Annotated in this window: 16 protein-coding genes; 11 read left to right on the top strand and 5 right to left on the bottom strand. The window is 69.9% G+C overall.

The window, feature by feature from the left end:
- The first annotated feature begins 5 nt into the window (after window positions 1-5).
- Together A9977_RS09020 and A9977_RS09015 are read left to right on the top strand one after the other, a co-directional pair.
- A complete protein-coding gene (locus tag A9977_RS09020; protein WP_183024557.1) occupies window positions 6-233 on the top strand; it encodes a sulfurtransferase TusA family protein in 228 nt (75 codons plus the stop codon).
- Between the two features lie 151 nt (window positions 234-384).
- Window positions 385-1,458, top strand: coding sequence for an SGNH/GDSL hydrolase family protein (locus tag A9977_RS09015; RefSeq protein WP_183024556.1), 1,074 nt, complete (start codon window positions 385-387; stop codon window positions 1,456-1,458).
- Here A9977_RS09015 and galU read toward each other — a convergent pair.
- Together galU and A9977_RS09005 are read right to left on the bottom strand one after the other, a co-directional pair.
- Window positions 1,439-2,326: a UTP--glucose-1-phosphate uridylyltransferase GalU gene (gene galU, locus A9977_RS09010; RefSeq protein ID WP_183024555.1), complete on the bottom strand. Its 888-nt coding sequence runs from the start codon at window positions 2,324-2,326 to the stop codon at window positions 1,439-1,441. The genes A9977_RS09015 and galU overlap by 20 nt on opposite strands.
- Window positions 2,327-2,388: 62 nt before the next feature.
- The gene (locus tag A9977_RS09005) at window positions 2,389-5,277 is read right to left on the bottom strand and encodes a valine--tRNA ligase (RefSeq protein ID WP_183024554.1); all 2,889 of its coding nucleotides are present in this window, start codon (window positions 5,275-5,277) and stop codon (window positions 2,389-2,391) included.
- A 128-nt stretch (window positions 5,278-5,405) separates the two neighbouring features.
- Between A9977_RS09005 and yaaA the strand changes: the two genes are divergently transcribed.
- The 6 genes from yaaA to A9977_RS08975 all read left to right on the top strand — a co-directional run bounded on the left by yaaA (window position 5,406) and on the right by A9977_RS08975 (window position 9,937).
- The gene (gene yaaA / locus A9977_RS09000) at window positions 5,406-6,188 is read left to right on the top strand and encodes a peroxide stress protein YaaA (RefSeq protein ID WP_183024553.1); all 783 of its coding nucleotides are present in this window, start codon (window positions 5,406-5,408) and stop codon (window positions 6,186-6,188) included.
- A 10-nt stretch (window positions 6,189-6,198) separates the two neighbouring features.
- Window positions 6,199-7,044, top strand: coding sequence for a 2OG-Fe(II) oxygenase (locus A9977_RS08995; RefSeq protein WP_183024552.1), 846 nt, complete (start codon window positions 6,199-6,201; stop codon window positions 7,042-7,044).
- 16 nt (window positions 7,045-7,060) lie between these two features.
- Window positions 7,061-7,963, top strand: a complete 903-nt coding sequence (locus A9977_RS08990) for an alpha/beta fold hydrolase (RefSeq protein WP_183024551.1) — start codon at window positions 7,061-7,063, stop codon at window positions 7,961-7,963.
- Window positions 7,964-7,973: 10 nt separating this feature from the next.
- Window positions 7,974-8,831: an NADPH-dependent 7-cyano-7-deazaguanine reductase QueF gene (gene queF / locus A9977_RS08985; protein ID WP_183024550.1), complete on the top strand. Its 858-nt coding sequence runs from the start codon at window positions 7,974-7,976 to the stop codon at window positions 8,829-8,831.
- A gap of 72 nt (window positions 8,832-8,903) precedes the next feature.
- The gene (locus A9977_RS08980; protein WP_310936110.1) at window positions 8,904-9,260 is read left to right on the top strand and encodes a response regulator; all 357 of its coding nucleotides are present in this window, start codon (window positions 8,904-8,906) and stop codon (window positions 9,258-9,260) included.
- On the top strand, window positions 9,257-9,937 hold the full coding sequence (locus tag A9977_RS08975) for a hypothetical protein (RefSeq protein ID WP_183024548.1): 681 nt from the start codon (window positions 9,257-9,259) through the stop codon (window positions 9,935-9,937). Before A9977_RS08980 ends, A9977_RS08975 begins: the two co-directional genes overlap by 4 nt.
- Here the strand turns inward: A9977_RS08975 and A9977_RS08970 are convergent.
- The gene (locus tag A9977_RS08970; RefSeq protein ID WP_259651877.1) at window positions 9,883-11,091 is read right to left on the bottom strand and encodes a DNA topoisomerase IB; all 1,209 of its coding nucleotides are present in this window, start codon (window positions 11,089-11,091) and stop codon (window positions 9,883-9,885) included. The genes A9977_RS08975 and A9977_RS08970 overlap by 55 nt on opposite strands.
- A 143-nt stretch (window positions 11,092-11,234) precedes the next feature.
- Here A9977_RS08970 and A9977_RS08965 point away from each other — a divergent pair, with 143 nt between their 5' ends.
- Together A9977_RS08965 and A9977_RS08960 are read left to right on the top strand one after the other, a co-directional pair.
- Complete coding sequence (locus A9977_RS08965) at window positions 11,235-12,266, top strand: purine nucleoside permease (RefSeq protein WP_183024547.1); 1,032 nt, start codon at window positions 11,235-11,237, stop codon at window positions 12,264-12,266.
- Between the two features lie 77 nt (window positions 12,267-12,343).
- Window positions 12,344-13,624: an aspartate carbamoyltransferase gene (locus tag A9977_RS08960; protein ID WP_183024546.1), complete on the top strand. Its 1,281-nt coding sequence runs from the start codon at window positions 12,344-12,346 to the stop codon at window positions 13,622-13,624.
- Window positions 13,625-13,634: 10 nt separating this feature from the next.
- Here the strand turns inward: A9977_RS08960 and A9977_RS08955 are convergent, their stop codons facing one another.
- The gene (locus tag A9977_RS08955) at window positions 13,635-14,312 is read right to left on the bottom strand and encodes a TIGR02117 family protein (RefSeq protein WP_183024545.1); all 678 of its coding nucleotides are present in this window, start codon (window positions 14,310-14,312) and stop codon (window positions 13,635-13,637) included.
- A gap of 1 nt (window position 14,313) precedes the next feature.
- Window positions 14,314-15,546, bottom strand: coding sequence for a DNA polymerase IV (locus A9977_RS08950; protein ID WP_183024544.1), 1,233 nt, complete (start codon window positions 15,544-15,546; stop codon window positions 14,314-14,316).
- Between the two features lie 74 nt (window positions 15,547-15,620).
- Here A9977_RS08950 and A9977_RS08945 point away from each other — a divergent pair, with 74 nt between their 5' ends.
- Complete coding sequence (locus A9977_RS08945) at window positions 15,621-16,181, top strand: putative glycolipid-binding domain-containing protein (protein WP_183024543.1); 561 nt, start codon at window positions 15,621-15,623, stop codon at window positions 16,179-16,181.
- Window positions 16,182-16,266 lie beyond the last annotated feature (85 nt).

Genomic DNA, 16,266 nt, shown 5'->3' with positions numbered 1-16,266 from the left:
ACGCCATGCACATCCATCAAGAGCTCGACACCCGCGGCCTGAACTGCCCGCTGCCCATCCTCAAGGCCAAGCGCTCGCTCAACGACATGCAGAGCGGCCAGCTGCTGAAGGTGGTGTCGACCGACGCGGGCTCGCTGCGCGACTTCCAGGCCTTCGCCCGCCAGACCGGCAACGACCTGGTCGAGCAGCAGACCGTCGGCAGCGAGTACATCCACATCCTGCGCCGCCGCTGAGAAGGCGCGCATGAAGCTGCCGCGCCCACCGATCCCGCACCGGCGCGCGGCACCGTTCCTCGACGCAGGTTCGGCGCGCTCGCGACGCTTCCTGCACGCGTCCTGAGTGGCGGCCATGCGGCGCATCGCGTGGCGAACAGCTCTGGCGACCATGCTCTGTGCCGCACTGGGCTGGGGGCTGCTGCGATGGGGCGACGGCCTGCCCGACGAGGCCCGGCAGCGCAGCGTGCCGGCCACGGCCATCCCGCTGGCGATCCTGGGCGACTCCAACAGCCATTCCTACCAGGACCGGCTGTCCTTCCCTGAAGCGTCGGGCGAGCGCGGCGGAAGCAACCAGGCCCGCACCTTCCAGTGGGGCGAGATCCTCGCCCGCCTGCGCGGCGACGAATTCGACCTCGGGCCCTGGGTGCGCTGGGGGCATTCGGGCATCGTGCCGCGGCTGTTCGACCTGCTGGGCCTGCCCGTGGGGCGCGCGCCGCGCAAGGAAGACTACCTCTACAACTTCGCCCACTCGGCCATGGGCTGCAACGAGCTGACCGAGGGCAAGTTCAGGCAGGCCCCGCGGCTGGTCGCGCTGATGGACCGGGAGCCCACGCGCTGGCGCCAGGGCGTGGTGGTGATCCGCAGCGGGCTCGGCGACTGGTCCGCGCACCTGGCCGAGCAGGCCGGCGATCCGCAGGCCCCGGTGGTGCGCGAGGTGCTCGAGCGCTGCACGCAGCGCATCCGCGAGAGCGTGCGCCTGATCCATGTACGCCATCCGGACACCCGCGTCGTGGTGGTCGGGGTGTCGAACGAAGCCGCCGATCCGCTGCAGTTCGAGCGCTGGCAGAGCGCGCGCGAGTCGGCCAACATCGTGTCCGCGCTGGACCGGCTCAACGCGGCGCTGCGCGCCATGGCCGAAGCGGAGCCCCGGACGATCTTCTTCGACGACGATGCCTGGGTGCGGGCGCACTGGGGCGCGCGCGACGCCGAGGGCAAGCCGGCCTACCGCACGCTCACGATCGGCGGCTCGCTGCAGGTGAGCAACACCCTGGGCAACGCGCCCACGCACGCCATCCTGGAGGACGACCACGCGGGCCTGGTCTACAACGCCCTGTGGGCGCAAGCCCTGGTGGCGCGGCTGCGCGAGGGCTTCGGCCTGCCGCTCACGCCGCTGAGCGACGCCGATGTCGCGCGCTTCGTGCTGCCGCTGGCCGAGGCCTCGCTCAGAGCGCCAGGGTCTTGAGGTATTCGCGGAACTGGCCGCCGACCTCGGGGTGGGCCAGCGCCAGTTCGACCGTGGCCTGCAGGAAGCCTTCCTTGCTGCCGCAGTCGTAGCGGATGCCCTTGTAGGCATAGGCGTAGACCGCTTCCTTTTTCATCAGCGCTGCGATGCCGTCGGTGAGCTGGATCTCGCCGCCCGCGCCCTTGGGCTGGTTGCGGATCTCGGCGAACACGCCCGGCGTGAGCACATAGCGGCCGGCCACGCCCAGGCGCGAAGGCGCGGCTTCGGGCGAGGGCTTCTCGACCATCTTGTTGACCTTGACCAGGCCTTCGTCGATGGTGTCGCCGGCCACGATGCCGTAGCGCTTGACCTGGTCCAGCGGCACTTCCTGCACCGCCAGCAGCGAACGGCCCAGCTGCGCGAAGGCCGCGGTCATCTGGGCCAGCACGGGTTGTCCGTCCGGCGGGCCGACCATCAGGTCATCGGCCAGCAGCACGGCGAAGGGCTCGTTGCCCACCAGGTGCTCGGCGCACAGCACCGCATGGCCCAGGCCCAGCATGCGCGGCTGGCGCACATAGGACACGGTCATGTCGTCGGGCATGACCGAGCGGGCGATGTTGAGCAGCGCGGTCTTGCCGCTGGCTTCGAGCTGGTTTTCCAGTTCGTAGGCCGTGTCGTAGTGGTCTTCGATGGCGCGCTTGTTGCGGCCGGTCACGAAGATCATGTCGCGGATGCCGGCCGCATAGGCCTCTTCGACCGCGTACTGGATCAGTGGCTTGTCGACCACCGGCAGCATCTCCTTGGGCTGGGCCTTGGTGGCGGGCAGGAAGCGGGTGCCGAAACCGGCCACGGGGAAAACTGCTTTGCGGATGCGCGTGGTGTTGGACATGAACTCGATCGGAGGAAGAGTTGGGGACGGTGGATGGTACGGGCTGAACGTGACCGTGGCTGTCAGCCGAGGCGCACTAGCTGGTCGCCCAGGCGGGCCAGCATGGCGCTGAAGTCCGTGAGCCGCTGGCGTTCCTGCGTGATCACGGCCGCCGGCGCCTTCGCCACGAAGGCCTCGTTGCCGAGTTTGCCGTTGACCTTGGCGATCTCGCCCTCGATCCGGGCAATTTCCTTGCCGATCCGGGCTTTTTCCGCCACCTTGTCGACTTCCATGTGCAGGCACAGGCGCGCCGCGCCCACCACCGCCACGGGCGCCGCGCCCGCCGCGCCGGCCCAGGTCGCCTCGTCGTCGAAGACCCGGACCTCCTTGAGCTTGGCCAGCGTCTGCAGCACCGGCGCCACTTCGCGCAGGAAGGCGCTGTCGGCCGCCGTGTCGGCCACCGCGTAGAGCGGCAGCCGGGTGGCGGGCGAGACGTTCATCTCGCCGCGCAGCGTGCGGCAGGCGTCGACCAGGGCCTTGAGCCGCGCCACATGGGCCTCGGCCGTCTCGTCGATGCGCTCGGGCTGGCTCAGCGGATAGGCGGCGATCATGATCGACTCGGCCTGCCGGCCCGCGACCGGCGCGACCTTCTGCCAGAGTTCCTCGGTGATGAAGGGGATCACCGGGTGCGCCAGGCGCAGCAGGGTCTCCAGCGTGCGGATGAGCGTGCGGCGGGTGGCGCGCTGCTGGGATTCGGTGCCGGTCTGGATCTGCACCTTGGCGATCTCCAGGTACCAGTCGCAGAACTCGTCCCAGGCGAACTGGTAGATCGCGTTGGCCACGTTGTCCAGGCGGTAGTCCTCGAAGCCCTTGGCGACCTCGGCCTCGACGCGCTGCAGGCGCGACACGATCCAGCGGTCGGCCTGGCTGAACTGGAGGTAGCCGTGCGACGGTCCACCGGGCGCGCATTCTTCCTTGGTGTGCTCGCGCAGGCCGCAATCCTGGCCTTCGCAGTTCATCAGCACGAAACGGGTGGCGTTCCAGAGCTTGTTGCAGAAGTTGCGGTAGCCCTCGCAGCGCTTGGAGTCGAAGTTGATGTTGCGGCCCAGCGAGGCCAGCGAGGCGAAGGTGAAGCGCAGCGCATCGGCGCCGAAGGCCGGGATGCCCTCGGGAAATTCCTTCTGCGTGTTCTTGCGCACCGCCGGCGCGGTCTCGGGCTTGCGCAGGCCCTGGGTGCGCTTGTCGAGCAGTTCGGGCAGCGCGATGCCGTCGATCAGGTCGACCGGATCGAGCACGTTGCCCTCGGACTTGCTCATCTTCTTGCCCTGCGCGTCGCGCACCAGGCCGTGCATGTAGACGTCACGGAACGGGACCTTGCCGATGAAGTGCTTGGTCATCATGATCATCCGGGCGACCCAGAAGAAGATGATGTCGTAGCCCGTGACCAGCACGGAGGAGGGCAGGTAGAGCTCGAGCTCCTTGGTCTTCTCGGGCCAGCCCAGCGACGAGAAGGGCACCAGCGCCGACGAGTACCAGGTGTCGAGCACGTCCTCGTCCCGGCGCAGCGTCTTGCCGGGCGCCTTGGCCTGCGCCTCGGCCTCGTCGTGCGCGACGTAGACGTTCCCGTCTTCGTCGTACCAGGCCGGGATCTGGTGGCCCCACCAGAGCTGGCGCGAGATGGTCCAGTCCTGGATGTTCTCCATCCAGTGGTTGTAGGTGTTGACCCAGTTCTCGGGCACGAAGCGCACCTCGCCCGACTTCACCGCGTCGATGGCCTTCTGCGCGATCGACTGGCCGTCGTGGCCGGCCTTGGTCATGGCCACGTACCACTGGTCGGTCAGCATGGGTTCGACCACCGCGCCGGAGCGCGCGCAGCGCGGCACCATCAGCTTGTGCTTCTTGACCTCGACCAGCAGGCCCAGCGCCTCGAGGTCGGCCACGATGGCCTTGCGCGCCACGAAGCGGTCCAGGCCGCGGTACTTCTCGGGCGCGTTCTGGTTGATGGTCGCGTCGAGCGTCAGCACGCCGATCATCTCGAGCTGATGGCGCTGGCCGACCGCATAGTCGTTGTAGTCGTGGGCCGGCGTGACCTTGACCACGCCGGTGCCGAATTCCTTGTCGACGTAGTCGTCCGCGATGATCGGGATCAGCTTGTCGACCAGCGGCAGCTTCACGCGCTGGCCGATCAGGTGCCGGTAGCGCTCGTCTTCCGGGTGGACCATCACGGCCGTGTCGCCCAGCATGGTCTCGGGCCGGGTGGTGGCCACGGTCAGCGTGCCGCTGCCGTCTTCCAGCGGGTAGGCGATGTGCCAGAGGAAACCGTCTTCCTCCTCGCTCTCGACTTCCAGGTCGCTCACCGAGGTCTTGAGCACCGGGTCCCAGTTGCCCAGGCGCTTGCCGCGGTAGATCAGGCCTTCTTCATAGAGCGCGACGAAGGTCTGCGTCACGACCTGCGAGAGGTCGTCGTCCATGGTGAAGTACTCGCGGCTCCAGTCCACCGTGTCGCCCATGCGGCGCATCTGCTGGGTGATGGTGTTGCCCGACTGCTCCTTCCATTCCCAGACCTTGGCGACGAAGTTCTTGCGCGCCTCGGCCGGGGTCGGGCCCATGGCGTGGCGGCTGATGTTCTGCGCCTGCAGCTGGCGCTCGACCACGATCTGCGTCGCGATGCCCGCATGGTCGGTGCCCGGCACCCACAGCGTGTTGTCGCCCTTCATGCGGTGGTAGCGGGTGAGCGTGTCCATGACGGTCTGGTTGAACGCATGGCCCATGTGCAGCGTGCCGGTCACGTTGGGGGGCGGCAGCTGGATCGCGAAGGCGTCGGCGCCTTCCCTGGCTTGCTGCGTGCCGCGGTAGCCGGCCTTGGCGTAGCCGCGCCGCTCCCACTCCGGACCCCAGTGCGCCTCGATGGCGACGGGTTCGAAGGATTTGGACAGGCTCTCGAGGCCGGGTTGGGCAGTGGGTTCGCTCATGGCGTGATGGATGGCGAGCGGCACCTCATCGGGGCCGTCGCTGACAGAAGATGGGGAAGCCCGCAATTTTACCCGGGCCCTCCGGCGCGGCCCCGGGCCGGTCGCGGGCCGCGCCCATAATTCCGTCCATGCTTTTTCTGCTCTCGCCCGCCAAGTCGCTCGACTACGACAGCCCCCTCCCCGAAGGTCTCCCCGCCACCCAGCCCGTGTTCGAAGGCCCGCGCGGCCCGGCCGCCGAACTGATCGGCCTGCTGCGCCAGCAATCGCCGCAGCAGGTCGCCGAGCTGATGCACCTGTCGGACAAGCTGTCGGCGCTCAACGTCGCGCGCTACGCCGCATGGTCGACCAGGGGCACCGAGAAGAACGCGCGCCAGGCCGCGCTGGCCTTCGACGGCGATGTCTACGGCGGCCTCGATGCCAAGACCCTGACGGCCAGGCAGCTCGATTGGGCGCAGGACCACGTCTGCATCCTCAGCGGCCTCTACGGCGTGCTGCGTCCGCTCGACCGGCTCCAGCCCTACCGGCTGGAGATGGGCACGCAGCTGGCCAACCGCCATGGCAAGGACCTCTACGCCTTCTGGGGCGAGCGCATCGCGGCCCACCTCAACGAACGGCTGGCGGCCGACCGCACGCCGGTGGTGATCAACCTGGCGTCGCAGGAATACTTCAAGTCGGTCGATCGCAAGGTGCTCAAGGCGCGCGTGGTGGAATGCGTGTTCCAGGAAGGCAAGGGCGATCAGTACAAGATCGTGAGCTTCTACGCCAAGCGGGCCCGCGGCCTGATGGCGCGCTGGGCCGTGCTGCACAAGGCGGCCACGCCCAAGGCGCTGGAAAAATTCGACCTGGAAGGGTATGCCTTCGACGCGGCGGTCTCGCTGCCTGAAAGGCTGGTGTTCCGACGAAAGACCTGAGGAGGATGCGATGACGCAACCCGTCACCCCCGAACTGCGCGAATGGGTCGTGGCCCAGCTGGCCGCCGGCCATTCCGTCGCGGCGCTGCGCACCTCGATGCGCATGGCCGGCTGGCAGGACACGGCCACCGATGCCGCGCTGGCCGAGATCGAACGCGGCGCGCCCGAGATCGCGCCGGTGACGGTGACCGCCGCCTCGGCCGCCCTGCCCGGGCCCGACCTCGAAGGCTCGCCGCTCTACCTCGAGGCCGGCGACCGCCGGGTGCACGTGCTGCACACGCTGGCCCATCCGCGGGTGGTGGTCTTCGGCGACCTGCTGGCCGACGAGGAATGCGAGGCGCTGATCGCCAGCGCGCGCAAGCGCCTGGCCCGCTCGCTGACCGTCGAGACCCAGACCGGCGGCGAGGTGCTCAACGTCGACCGCACCAGCGACGGCATGTTCTTCGAGCGCGGCGAGACCGAGGTCGTGGCGCGCGTCGAGCAGCGCATCGCCGCGCTGCTCAACTGGCCGCTGGTGTTCGGCGAGGGTTTGCAGGTGCTGCGCTACGGGCCCGGCGCCCAGTACCGGCCGCACTACGACTACTTCGACCCGGGCGAGCCCGGCACGCCGACCATCCTGCGGCGCGGCGGCCAGCGCGTGGGCACGCTCGTGATGTACCTGCAGGAGCCGGTCAAGGGCGGCGCCACCACCTTCCCCGACGTCGGGCTCGAGGTCGCGCCCAAGCGCGGCACCGGCGTCTTCTTCAGCTACGACCGGCCCCATCCCGACACCCGCACGCTGCACGGCGGCGCGCCGGTGCTGGAAGGCGAGAAATGGGTTGCGACCAAGTGGCTGCGCGAGCGCGAGTTCATATGAATCGCAAGGCCCGGCCATGAGGGTGCGCGCCAACGGCATCGGCATCGAGGTCGAGGACAGCGGCGGCGGCGACGAGCGCCCCGTGGTGCTGCTGATCATGGGCCTGGGCATGCAGCTGATCGCCTGGCCCGACAACTTCGTGCAGGCGCTGGTCGACGCGGGCTTCCGCGTGCTGCGCCACGACAACCGCGACGCCGGCCTGAGCCAGGACTTCGACGCCGCCGGCACCGGCAACCTGCTGTGGCAGGGCCTGCGCTTCCAGCTGCGCCTGCCGGTGCGCTCGGCCTACGGCCTCCAGGACATGGCCGACGACGCGATCGGCGTGCTCGATGCGCTGGGCGTGCAGCAGGCCCACGTGATCGGCGCCTCGATGGGCGGCATGATCGCCCAGCGCATGGCCGCCACCGCGCCGCGGCGCGTCGCCAGCCTGGTCAGCCTGATGAGCTCCAGCGGCGCGCGCGGCCTGCCCGGGCCGCGCCGCGACGTGATGGCGCTGTCGCTGCGCCGTCCGCTGGCGCGCGACGAGGCGGCGCGCGTGCACCACAGCATGCAGCTGGTGCGGCTGATCGCCGGCCCGGCCTATCCGCCCGACGACGCGGCGCTGCGCGCGCGCCTCACCCGCGCGCTGCGCCGCGCCTACCGCCCGCACGGCCTGGTGCGCCAGATGACGGCCGTCGCCGCCGACAGCGGGCGCGAGCGGCTGCTGGCGCGCATCGCCTGCCCCACGCTGGTGATCCACGGCGACGCCGATCCGCTGGTGCCCTTCGCCTGCGGCCAGGACACCGCGCGGCGCATCCCGGGCGCGCAGTTCGTCGCGATTCCCGGCATGGGCCACGACCTGTCGCCGCGGCTGGCCGAAGTCCTGCTCGCGCACATGGTTCCTTTCCTCCAGGCCTCGCAGGAAACGCAATCCGCCTAAAAGACACCCCATGAGCCTCGACAACACCCCCGAACAATCCCAGCTGGGCCGCAGCTCGGCCTATGCCGACCGCTACGACCCCACGCTGCTCTTTCCCATCGCGCGCGCCACCCAGCGCGCCGCCATGGGCATCGCCGACGACGCGCTGCCCTTCTTCGGCGCCGACCTCTGGACGGCCTTCGAACTGAGCTGGCTCAACCCGCGCGGCAAGCCGCAGGTCGCGATCGCGCACATCACCGTGCCCTGCGAGACGCCGCACATCATCGAGAGCAAGTCCTTCAAGCTCTACCTCAACAGCTTCAACAACAGCGTCTTCGCCGATGCAGCGGCGGTGCGCGACACGCTGCGCGCCGACCTGGCCGAGGCGGCCTGGCGCGGCAGCGGGCGCAGCGGCGGCATCGGCGTGAAGCTGCTGACGCCCGAGCTGTTCGACCGCGAGCCGGTGCACGAGCTCGACGGCCTGGACCTGGACCGCCTCGACATCGAGTGCACCCACTACCAGCCCGCGCCCGAACTGCTCAAGAGCGACACCACCCAGCCGGCCGTCACCGAGACGCTGACCAGCCGGCTGCTCAAGAGCAACTGCCTGGTCACGGGCCAGCCCGACTGGGGCAGCGTGCAGATCCGCTACAGCGGCCCGGCCATCGACCAGGCGGGGCTGCTGGCCTACATCGTGAGCTTCCGCAACCACAACGAATTCCACGAGCCCTGCGCCGAGCGCATGTTCCGCGACATCTGGGAACGGTGCCAGCCGACCAAGCTCGCCGTCTATGCGCGCTACACCCGGCGCGGCGGGCTGGACATCAACCCGTTCCGCACCAGCTGGCCGCAGGCGCTGCCGCTCAACGCACGCACGGCGCGACAGTAGGCTTGCGCCTACATAAGAGATCGCGCCCGACGCCGATACTCTGGAACCTTTTCTCGGGAAACTTTTGTGAATGTGTTGATCGTTGATGACAACGAGGCCGCTGCCGACCTGTTGCAGGAACTGCTGTCGCTGCAGGATCACAGCGCCCGCTGCACCTATACGGCCCGCGAGGCGCTGGCGGTCTGCGCCAACGAGTCCTTCGACATTGCGTTGATCGACATCACGCTGCCCGACCTGCCGGGCACCGAAGTCGCTCGCCAGCTGCGCGAGCGCGCGAGACCGCCGCTGCTGGTCGCGGTCACCGGGCTCTCCTCGCACGAGACCACGGGCGCCCACGCCGGCCTGTTCGACCACCACCTGCAGAAGCCCATCGACTTCGATGCGCTCGACCGCATCCTCGAACTGGCCCGCAGCGCCCCGGCCTCATGAAAGCCTCCCCGGGCGCGCGCAGCTGGATCGCTGCGGGTGTGCGCCATGAACTGCTGATCCGGGCCCTGCCCGCGCTGCGTCACGACATGACCGGGCCGGTCTCGGTGATGCGCATGGGGCTGCTGATGCTGCGGCGCCAGGTGGCGGCGCCGGCCATCGATCCGGTGGTCTGCGAACAACGGGTGACGCTGATCGACAGCCAGATCGCCGAACTGGTGAACGCGGTGCGTTCGCTGCGCGACTGGGAGCTCGCCATCGACGACGAAGGCATCACCCGCCACGCCTTGGTGGCGCAGGGCGTGGGGCTGATGCGCGCGGCCTTCGAGCTGCAGGGCATCCACCTGCAGGTCGATGGCGCGCTGCAGGCGCCGATCGACGGCGCGCCCAAATGGCCGTCGAGCGCCGCGCTGCGCTACCTGTTCCTCGGCGCGCTGGGCTACCTGCACGACACGCCGACCGACGTCGGCACGGTCACGGTGTCGGCCGACGGGGACGATGCGCTGTGGCTGCGCGTGACGGCCGGCGAGGCCGACGGGGCCGACGCCATGGCGGGTGCGCACCGGGCGCCGCGCATGCTGGCCATCGACGCGATCGCGTTGCAGTCCCTGGCCGATGACCTCGGTTATGCGCTGGCCATCGAGCGCGACGCGGTCCGCCTGACGCTCGCCGCCGCCTGAGCCAACGGCGCCGTGGCGCGGCGCGCTCGCCGCGGCGCGGCCGCGGCCTTCTTCGCTTCGCGCGCCGTGCGGCGGGCATGCGCCACCAGGAAGGCGAGCAGCCGCGCCTCGGCGGCATAGAGCCGGCGCCGGCTCCTGGCCTGGCCCGCGATCTTTTCCCAGACCTCGTTCATCGTGCCCGCGTCGGCCGCCAGCGTGGCCCCGAGCGCGAGCACGGCCGGATGCACATAGGCCTTGCGGCACACGGCCGGCGTGTTGCCCAGCTGGCGCGCGACCGCCGCCACGATCTCCTTGGCGCTGTAGCGCATCGCCGGCGTCGCCGTTTCGTCGCCGTTGCGGTCGCAGGCCAGGCGCGTCAGCTCCAGCGCCTGCACCGTGCCGTGCCAGGTGCGGAAATCCTTGGCCGTGAAGTTGTCGCCGGCGGCCTCGCGCAGGTAGTCGTTGACGTCGGTCGACGACAGGCCGTGCGGCGCGCCCTCGGCATCCACGTACTGGAACAGCTCCTGGCCCGGCAGCTGCTGGCAGGCGCGCACCACTTTGGCCACGCGCGGGTCGTCCACCTCGGCCTCGTGCTGCACGCCGCTCTTGCCGCGAAAGCGCAGCTTGAGCGAGCTGCCGCGCACCGCCGCGTGCTTGTTGCGCAGCGTGGTCAGGCCGTAGGAGCCGTTGCTGGCCGCGTACTCCTCGTTGCCCACGCGCAGGAAGGTGGTGTCGAGCAGGCGCACCAGCGTGGCCAGAACGCGCTCGCGCGTGGGCGCGGTGCGGGCCCCGCCCTCGAGGTCGCGCGCCACGCGTGCGCGGATGCGGGGCAGCGCGCGGCCGAAGGCCTCGAGCCGCTCGAACTTGCTCTCGTCCTTGAGCAGGCGCCAGTCGGGGTGGTAGCGGTACTGCTTGCGGCCGCGGGCGTCGAGGCCGGTGGCCTGCAGGTGGCCGTTGGGCAGCGGGCAGATCCAGACCTCGGTGTAGGCCGGCGGGATCGCCAGGCTGCGGATGCGGGCGATCTCGTCGGCGTCGCGCACCCACTGGCCCTTGGCGTCCTTGAAGCGGAAGTGCTCGCCCTGGCGGACGCGCCGCAGGCCCGGCATCTCGGGGTTCACATAGACCAGGCCATTGGCCAGCGGGGTGGGGCGCAGGGAGGCAGCGGCGGTAGGCATGTGATGTGCTTGGGTGAGTGGGCCCACGATGCGGCCCGCTGCCATGGGCGGCTGTAGGACGCCGCAAACGCGCCGGGTGCGCGGCCTGCCCGTTCTCCCCGGTCACCTTTTAGACTTCCATGATTCCTTTCGAAAGCCCCACCATGTCCGTCTCCTTCCTGTCCCATGCGCGCTGGCCCGCGCTGCTGCTGGCCGCCGCCGTCTCGGCCGGCTGCGCCTCCACGCCCTCGACCCCCGCCGCCGCGGCGCCGGTCCGCGTCAAGGTCTTCGTCGCCGCCATGTTCGAGATCGGCCAGAACACGGGCGACCGCGCGGGCGAGTTCCAGCACTGGTACGAGCGCTACTGGAAGGACGCCAAACCGGTCACCGTGCCCGGCGCGCTGCAGCCCGTGTACTGCAACGCCGACGGCGTCTGCGGCGCGGTGCTGGGCATGGGCAAGGTCAATTCCTCCTCGTCGATGCAGGCCATCCTGCTGAACCCGGCCTTCGACTTCTCGCAGGCCTACTACGTGATCTCGGGCGTGGCCGGCACGCCGCCTTCGCGCGGCACCATCGGCGAGGTCAACTGGGCCACCTGGCTGGTCGATTACGACCTGGGCCACCGCTGGGCGCCCGAGGAGAACAAGTCGGGCGAGCCGACCTTCATGCCGCGCAAGGGCTACGAGAACTACCGCCGCTTCCAGCTCAATCCGGCGCTGGTCGGCTGGGCCATGAAGCTCTCGGGCGACACGCCGCTCAAGGATTCGGACAGCGCCCGCACCTACCGCCTGCGCTATCCCGACGCCGCGGCCCGCCGCGCGCCCTTCGTCGGCACCGGCACCCACATGACCGGCGACACCTTCTTCCACGGCCCGGGCATGTCGAGGCAGGCGCAGTACATCGCCAAGCTCTACGGCGCCGACGACTACGTGATCACCGAGATGGAAGCGGCCGCGATCACGCTGGTGATCAACCGCACCCACGGCACCGAGCGCGTGATGAGCCTGCGCGGCGCGGTCAACTTCGACCAGGGCAACCCGAAGGAAACCACGCTGCAGCACCTGGACCCGGCCCCGGGCGAGACCGCCGGCGGCTTTGCCGAGACGGTGGAGAACATCGAGAAGGTCGGCAGCCGCGTGGTCGACCACATCGTGGCGAACTGGCCCCAATGGCAAGGCGGCGTGCCCAAGCTCTGAGCTGATTGCAGTCGAAAGTGTGCGCAATGCGTAAATGTTGATGTGAAGTGGCGGCTCAAGGCGTATATTTCGCGCCCATGAGCCAGCAACAAGACATCCTCCGCGACGCGATGCGTCGCCTCAACCTCACCCGCGACGCTTTTTCCGAACGGTTGGGCGTGCGCCGCCGGGCCCTCGACACCTGGCTGCTGCCGGCCGACTCCGGCGAATCGCGCGCCATGCCCGAGATGGTGGGCAAGTTCGTCGCCGAGATCCTGCAGCGCGAGGCGCTGCCGGCCTCGGGCGCCGACGCCCGTCCGCTGGGCCAGCGCATGGCGGCCGAGGGCCGGCCGCACCTGCTGTCGGTGGCGCAGTTCAACCGCGACAGCCTCGAGGACCTGTTCCAGGTGGCCGACGTGATGCAGCCCATCGCCCGGCGCCAAAAGGTCTCGCGCGTGCTCGAGGGCGCGGTGCTGGGCAGCCTGTTCTTCGAGGCCAGCACCCGCACCCGCGTGAGCTTCGGCGCGGCCTTCTGCCGGCTGGGCGGCACGGTCTGCGACACCACCGGCTTCACCTTCTCCTCGATGGCCAAGGGCGAATCGATCTACGACACCAGCCGCGTGATGAGCGGCTACGTCGATGCGCTGGTGGTGCGCCATCCCGAGCAGGGCTCGGTGGCCGAGTTCGCGCGCGCCACCAACATCCCGGTCATCAACGCCGGCGACGGCCCGGGCGAGCACCCGAGCCAGGCCATCCTCGACCTCTACACCATCCAGCGCGAATTCTCGCGCATGGGCAAGCTGGTCGACGGCACGCACGTGGCGATGGTGGGCGACCTCAAGTACGGCCGCACCGTGCATTCGCTGATCCGGCTGCTGGCGCTGTACCGCGGGCTCAAGTTCACGCTGATCGCACCGCCTTCGCTGGAGATGCCGGCCTACCTGGTGGACCTGGTGGCGCGCAACGGCCATGTGGTCGAGCAGACGCCCTCGCTCGAGGAAGGCCTGCGCGGCGCCGACGTGGTCTATGCCACGCGGATCCAGAAGGAGCGCTTCGCGGGCGAGGAGATCGAGGGCTACACGCCCGAGTTCCAGGTCTGCAAGGCGCTGGTCGACCGGGTCTGCAAGCCCGACACCATCCTGATGCACCCGCTGCCGCGCGACGGCCGTCCGGGCGCGAACGACCTGAGCATCGACCTCAACCACGACCCGCGGCTGGCGATCTTCCGCCAGACCGACAACGGCATCCCGGTGCGCATGGCACTGTTCGCGGTGCTGATGGGCGTGGAGCACCAGGTGGCGCGCTCGATGCGCGACGCCGGCTGGCGCTCGCCCGCCCACATCGGGCCCGACGACGCGGAGTTCGACGGCCTGGACTGAGCCACCGCGCTCAGGGCACCGCCGGCGCCAGGTGCCAGGTCACGTTGAAGTCGAAGGGCGTCCAGCGGCTCACCGTGACGCCCGCGCGCCGCAGCCCGCGGCCGGTCCAGGTGTTGCAGGTCTCGAACAGGTTGTAGCCGCCCTCGGCTTCGTAGAAGGCGTCCTGCGCGTCGTAGTGCGCACCCGCGATGGGTGTCGCGCGGCCCGAAAGCAGCGCGGCGCGCACATGGTCCACCAGCCGTGCGTACTGCGCGGCCGAGAGCGGCAGCCGGTAGGCGCCCTGGCGCAGCTGCGCGCGCTGCAGGTAGCTCACGTGCAGCAGCGCGCGGTTGCCGCCCAGCAGCGCCCCGACCGCGCGCCTGGCCGTGAGGTCGGCCCAGGTGGGGGTGTGCAGGTAGAACTCGCGGTCGCCCCAGCCGATGGCGACGAACTCGGCATCGGCCGGCACGGCCTGGAAGTCCGCGAGCGGGAAGAGCTGCCGCCAGTCGATGGCGGCCGAGCGGATCGGCAGCACCAGGTCTGTGTGCACGCCGTTGCTCAGCACCCAGGCCTCGACTTCGGGCGGCTCGCGGGCCGGGCCGGCGTTGGCCGGCCAGAACACCAGCGCGAAGGCCACTGCGACATACAGCCCGAGGGCGGCCAGCAAGCCCAGCAGTGCGAAGGCGATGCGCCGCAACCAGCGTGCCATCTCAGAACAGCGACGCGGTGGTCGAGACCGGTTCCGCCGCCGCGCGCGTGCCGGCCGGCGCCAGCGCCTCCGGGCTGCCCGCCTTGGCCAGCGCGCCCACGCGCACGCCCAGCAGCCGCAGCGGGCGCTCCAGCGGCACCCGCTTGAGGCACTGGCCGCCGATCTGGCGGATGGTTTTGCCGTCGTCGGTGAAGCGGTCGATGGTCTGGTCGCGGGTGGCGCTCTTGAAGTCGTCGTAGCGCAGCTTGATGCCGATGGTCTTGCCCACGTAGCCCTTGCGCCGCAGGTCTTCCGCCACCTTCTCGCACAGGTGGGTGAAGATCGCGCCCAGCTCGGCCCGGTCGCGCACCGCGTGCAGGTCGCGGTCGAAGGTGGTCTCGCGGCTCATCGAGACCGGCTCGCTTTCCGTGACCACCGGCCGGTCGTCGCGACCCCAGGACACCTCGTGCATCCAGGCGCCCGTGGCCTTGCCGAAATTCGCGATCAGCCAGTCGCGGTCGCGCGCCGCCAGCTGGCCCACGGTCGCTATGCCCAGGCGCTTGAGCTTTTCGTCGGCCTTGGGGCCGATGCCGTTGACCTTGCGGCAGGGCAGCGGCCAGATCCGGGGCTCCAGGTCGCTCGCGTAGACGATCGAGATGCCGTTGGGCTTGTCGAACTCGCTGGCCAGCTTGGCGATCAGCTTGTTGGGCGCCACGCCGATCGAGCAGGTCAGGCCGGTGGCCTGGAAGATCGATTTCTGGATCAGCCGCGCCAGCACCCGGCCGCCCTCGCGCTGGCCGCCGGGCACTTCGGTGAAATCGATGTAGACCTCGTCGACGCCGCGGTCTTCCACCACCGGCGCGATCTCGCGGATCACGCTCTTGAACAGCCGCGACAGCCGCCGCACCTCGTCGAAGTCCACCGGCAGCACGATTGCCTGGGGGCACAGCTTGGCGGCCTTCATCATGCCCATGGCCGAGCCCACGCCGAACTGGCGCGCGGCGTAGGTGGCGGTGGTGATCACGCCGCGGCCCACGTAGTCCTTGAGCAGCGGGAAAGCCTCGACCGGGATCTCGGACAGCGCCCGCCCGGCATGGTCGCGCTCCACGATCTCGTCGACCTTGCGCCGCCCGCCGCCGATCACCATCGGCAGCCCCTTGAGCTGGGGATAGCGCAGCAGCTCCACCGACGCGAAGAACGCATCCATGTCCAGATGGGCGATGCGGCGCAAGGGAGAAGGGGAAACAACGGTCACAGCATGATTTTCGCTTGTGACGAAACCTTGTACAGCGCTTGCGCCGGGCCCGGCGGCGCGCCATCATCGCGCCCATGCACACCGTCGCCTCGATCCTCTGGCGCCGCCTCGACGCACCAGGCCACGACGCCTGCCGGCTCGAGCGCAACGACACGGCATGGCAGCTCGACGGTGCCGCCGTCTTTTCCGACCCGCAGGGCCGGCATGTCCAGCTCCACTACCGGGTGCGCTGCGATGCGCTGTGGCACACCCAATGGGGCACGGTGCGCGGCTGGGTCGACGGCGAGAACATCGACCTGTCGGTCACGCGCAACGCGCGCGGCGGCTGGCTGCTCAACGACGAGGCGGTGCCCGACCTGGCGCACTGCATGGACCTCGACCTGGGCTTCACGCCCGCCACCAACCTGATCGCGCTGCGGCGCCTGGGCCTGAAACCGGGCGAGGCCGCCGATGCGCCGGCCGCCTGGCTGGATGCCGACGAACGCAGCCTGGGGCTGCTCGAACAACGTTATGCGCAACGCAGCGCCGGTGCCTGCTGGTACGAGGCGCCGCGCTTCGGCTATTCGGCCCTGCTGAACCTCACGCCGGAGGGCTTCGTTTCACATTACCCCGAACGCTGGCTGACCGCCGACTGACTGAAAGCCTGCACCGCAAGGAGGAGAATCCACGCCCGCACCGGCGGGCCGAGCACCAGACGCTTCGACGCTTTCCGCGCGCAGA

Origin of the sequence: Variovorax sp. UMC13 (assembly GCF_014170375.1) — a bacterium.
Taxonomy (GTDB): Bacteria; Pseudomonadota; Gammaproteobacteria; order Burkholderiales; family Burkholderiaceae_C; genus Variovorax.
The sequence above is the reverse complement of the archived record's forward strand: the minus strand, read 5'-3'. Positions and strand labels throughout refer to the sequence as shown.

Bases quoted from the DNA above. Each gene is read 5' to 3' on its own strand.
- A9977_RS08955 (WP_183024545.1), bottom strand. From the start codon at position 14,312: ATGGCACGCTGGTTGCGGCGCATCGCCTTCGCACTGCTGGGCTTGCTG.
- A9977_RS08990 (WP_183024551.1), top strand. From the start codon at position 7,061: ATGAGGGTGCGCGCCAACGGCATCGGCATCGAGGTCGAGGACAGCGGC.
- galU (WP_183024555.1), bottom strand. From the start codon at position 2,326: ATGTCCAACACCACGCGCATCCGCAAAGCAGTTTTCCCCGTGGCCGGT.
- A9977_RS09005 (WP_183024554.1), bottom strand. From the start codon at position 5,277: ATGAGCGAACCCACTGCCCAACCCGGCCTCGAGAGCCTGTCCAAATCC.
- A9977_RS08970 (WP_259651877.1), bottom strand. From the start codon at position 11,091: ATGCCTACCGCCGCTGCCTCCCTGCGCCCCACCCCGCTGGCCAATGGC.
- A9977_RS08995 (WP_183024552.1), top strand. From the start codon at position 6,199: ATGACGCAACCCGTCACCCCCGAACTGCGCGAATGGGTCGTGGCCCAG.
- A9977_RS09020 (WP_183024557.1), top strand. From the start codon at position 6: ATGCACATCCATCAAGAGCTCGACACCCGCGGCCTGAACTGCCCGCTG.
- A9977_RS09015 (WP_183024556.1), top strand. From the start codon at position 385: ATGCTCTGTGCCGCACTGGGCTGGGGGCTGCTGCGATGGGGCGACGGC.
- queF (WP_183024550.1), top strand. From the start codon at position 7,974: ATGAGCCTCGACAACACCCCCGAACAATCCCAGCTGGGCCGCAGCTCG.
- yaaA (WP_183024553.1), top strand. From the start codon at position 5,406: ATGCTTTTTCTGCTCTCGCCCGCCAAGTCGCTCGACTACGACAGCCCC.
- A9977_RS08975 (WP_183024548.1), top strand. From the start codon at position 9,257: ATGAAAGCCTCCCCGGGCGCGCGCAGCTGGATCGCTGCGGGTGTGCGC.
- A9977_RS08945 (WP_183024543.1), top strand. From the start codon at position 15,621: ATGCACACCGTCGCCTCGATCCTCTGGCGCCGCCTCGACGCACCAGGC.
- A9977_RS08960 (WP_183024546.1), top strand. From the start codon at position 12,344: ATGAGCCAGCAACAAGACATCCTCCGCGACGCGATGCGTCGCCTCAAC.
- A9977_RS08965 (WP_183024547.1), top strand. From the start codon at position 11,235: ATGTCCGTCTCCTTCCTGTCCCATGCGCGCTGGCCCGCGCTGCTGCTG.